At 50.8% G+C, this 3,660-nt stretch carries 3 protein-coding genes; all 3 read left to right on the forward strand.

Going from position 1 to position 3,660, the window contains the following annotated elements; translation table 11 throughout:
• Positions 1-121 precede the first annotated feature (121 nt).
• Positions 122-844: a Stp1/IreP family PP2C-type Ser/Thr phosphatase gene (locus AC1WIP_RS13020; protein WP_481142230.1), complete on the forward strand. Its 723-nt coding sequence runs from the start codon at positions 122-124 to the stop codon at positions 842-844.
• A 50-nt stretch (positions 845-894) separates the two neighbouring features.
• The gene (gene pknB, locus AC1WIP_RS13025) at positions 895-3,009 is read left to right on the forward strand and encodes a Stk1 family PASTA domain-containing Ser/Thr kinase (RefSeq protein ID WP_481142231.1); all 2,115 of its coding nucleotides are present in this window, start codon (positions 895-897) and stop codon (positions 3,007-3,009) included.
• Between the two features lie 19 nt (positions 3,010-3,028).
• On the forward strand, positions 3,029-3,660 hold a 632-nt coding region (gene rsgA / locus AC1WIP_RS13030; protein ID WP_481142232.1), incomplete at its 3' end, for a ribosome small subunit-dependent GTPase A.

Here is a 3,660-nt window from a genome sequence, read left to right on the forward strand (position 1 = left end):
AAGGGGCAAGTGGTTAAAACTTGTCCTTTTTTCCAGGTTGTGCTACAATAGGCGAGTATCAAGAATAAAACGGCTTCCAAATGTTACTATTTTAGAAAGGAAAATGGGGAGGAACATTGACGTGCCAAAAGCGTTTTCCATCACTGATATCGGCAGAAAGAGAAAAATGAATCAGGATTGTGTGTATACCTCGGAATATCCTCTGGGCAGTCTGCCAAATTTGTTTATTGTGGCGGACGGCATGGGAGGACATAATGCGGGGGATTTCGCGTCTAAGGTTACGGTGGAGACCATTGTCCGAAAAATCCGGGAATCATCACAGGAAAAACCGGTCCGTGCTTTGGAGAACGCCATTGAAGAGGCCAACAGCATAATCCGCAGGAAAGCCTGTGAGCGCCCGGAGCTTGAGGGCATGGGCACTACAGTGGTGGCGGCCTTTTGTGCGGATGGCCGCCTGGAGGCGGCAAACGTGGGAGACAGCAGGCTTTACATTGTGAATGAAGCTATTCGCCAGATCACCAGAGACCATTCCCTTGTGGAGGAGATGGTGCGAATGGGAGGAATTCCCAGAGAGCAGGCAAGGAACCATCCTGATAAAAATATTATTACCAGAGCGGTAGGGGCGGCAGATGCTGTGGAGCCGGACTTTTTTTCGGAAGAAATAAAAAAGGGCGATCTTGTTTTGATGTGCTCGGACGGCCTGACCAATATGCTGGAGGATGAAGAGATCAGACAGATCATAAGCGGAGGACGGGATATTGCAGAAATGGCCAAGGAGCTTGTGAAGGCGGCCAATGCCAGGGGAGGACGGGACAATATCAGCGTGATATTGATCGATCCTTGAGAGAATGCCGCTTACTGTGGGCGGACATGGAATGAGATTGGAGAGGAAGTATGATCAAGATTGGAATGATGATTGGCGACCGCTATGAGATATTGGAAAAAATTGGAACCGGCGGCATGTCAGATGTATATAAAGCGAAATGCCATAAGCTGAACCGCTATGTGGCAGTGAAGGTATTAAAGCAGGAATTCAGCGAAAATGCCAACTTTGTATCAAAATTCCGCATTGAGGCACAGGCTGCAGCTGGCCTGATGCACCCCAATATTGTGAATGTCTACGATGTGGGAGAGGAAAACGGTATCTATTATATCGTGATGGAGCTTGTGGAGGGGATCACCCTCAAAAAATATATTGAGAAGAAGGCCCGTCTGTCCTACAAGGAGGCAGTTAGCATCGCAATTCAGGTGAGTATGGGCATAGAGGCCGCTCACAACAATCATATTATTCACAGAGACATCAAACCCCAGAATATTATCATATCAAAGGACGGCAAGGTAAAGGTGACGGACTTTGGGATTGCCAAGGCGGCCACCAGCAATACCATAACCTCCAATGTTATGGGCTCCGTACACTATACCTCACCGGAACAGGCCAGGGGCGGCTACAGCGATGAAAAGAGCGACATTTATTCTCTTGGAATCACTATGTTTGAAATGCTCACAGGCCGGGTTCCCTTTAACGGGGAGACCACGGTGGCCATTGCCATTAAACATATCCAGGAGGAAATGCCCTCCCCCAAGGAGTTTGTACCGGAGATTCCTGCCAGTGTGGAAAGCATTGTGTTAAAGTGCTGCCAGAAATCCCCGGACAGAAGATATCAAAATATGCAGGAGCTCATTGCGGATCTGAAGCAGTCCTTGATCAGCCCTGATGAGGATTTCGTGGTGATGCGGGACATGGACGAGTCGGCCCGCACCCGCATGATTTCGGACAACGATATGGCGCAGATCAAACGGCGCTCCGTGTATCAGGAAAATGAGGAGCATCTTAAGCGGCAGGATTCCATGCGGCTGCGCACGGAGGCGGATCCTGCCTATGACGAGGAAGAGGAGGAAGAGGACGAATACGACTATAATCCCAGGATGGAAAAGGTGACTACCGCTCTGGCAGTGATTGTGGGAGTGGTTATCTGCGCTGTAATCATCTTTCTTGCTGTGAGGATTTTCGGCGGCATGCAGGATGAAGACAGACAGAGCCCTATTATCACCACGGAGGAGTCCCAGACCTCTGCCGCTTATGTGCAGATGCCTGATGTGCGGGGAATGAATGTGGAGGATGCCAGGAACAGCCTGACGGGGCTTGGATTGAATCCCCAGGTGGAATATCAGGAGTCCGACACCTATGATGAAGGTGTTGTCATCAGCGCGGATGTAAGCGTGGGGGCTTCCTTGGAGACAGGAAGCAAGGTGACGCTGACTGTAAGCGCAGGCTCAGAGGGCGTTGAGGTGCCCGGGGTGACGGGCAAAACCTTTGATGAGGCAAACAGTGAGCTGATCGGTCTCGGATTTTTAGTGAACAAGACGGAAAACTATTCCGATACCATTGAGGCAGGAATTGTGATTTCCCAGAATCCTGCAAATGGCAGCAAGGCGCCAAAGGGAAGCGTTATCACTGTCACGGTGAGCCTGGGCAAGGAGGAGACAAAAGTGAGAGTGCCCAATCTGATTGGACTTTCCGAGGAGGACGGCACCTTTGAAGCCATTGAGGCAGGGCTTCAGATCGGCAGTGTAAGCTATGTGTACAACGCTGAGGTGCAGGAAGGGCATATCTGTTATCAGAGCTATTCCCATGGCTCTTATGTGGACCCGGGAACCTCTCTGGATATCAAGGTGAGCCAGGGGGCGGAGCCGGTCACCTACAAATGCAATATGAGTATCACCGCGCCTACAGTAGAGGAGGCTCCGGACTATGTGGCGGGAACAGAGGTAACCATCAGGCTGGAGACGGATGACGGACAGGTGCTTTTGGAAACCACCACATCCACCTTCCCCCAGTCGGCAAACTATTACGGCCTGACCTCTTCCGGAGGCACCATCACTATGACGTACACGGTGACTACTCAGGGCGGCACCACTACGGATCCTGAAACGGGAGAGTCGGTGAGCACGCCGGGCGTCACAGAAAGCAGATCCTTTACCAGAAGAGTGGAATTTGCTGCGGAATAGACCAAAAGATGAGGTACGAATGCAGGGAAAGATAACAAAGGGAATTGCAGGGTTTTATTACGTGCATACGGACGGGGGCTGCATTTACGAATGTAAGGCCAAGGGCGTATTCAGGCTGGATGGAAAAAAGCCCCTGGTGGGGGATAATGTGGAGCTGGATGTGCTGGATCAGGAAAAGCTTCTAGGCAATATTCGTGAAATTCTGCCCAGAAAAAGCCAGCTTATCCGCCCAGAGGTGGCAAATGTGGATCAGGCTCTGGTGATTTTTTCCATTGTAAAGCCAAGGCCCAATTTCAATCTGCTGGACCGCTTTTTGATTATGATGCAGCAGCAGGAGATACCCTGTATTGTCTGTTTTAACAAATTGGACATTGACGATGAGGAAGCGGGAAGGGGGTATCTGGATATTTACGATGCCTGCGGCTGCCGGACTTTGATGGTGAGCGCCAGGCAAAATCTGGGAATTGAGCAGCTGAAAGAGCTTTTGTCTGGAAAAACCACCACGCTTGCCGGACCCAGCGGCGTGGGGAAATCTTCACTGATCAACTGTCTGCAGTCGGGAGTGGTCATGGAGACCGGAGGCATCAGCGAAAAGATACAGCGGGGAAAGCACACCACCAGACATTCGGAGCTGATCGCCGTGGAGAATAA

Source organism: Acetatifactor sp. (assembly GCF_982438285.1).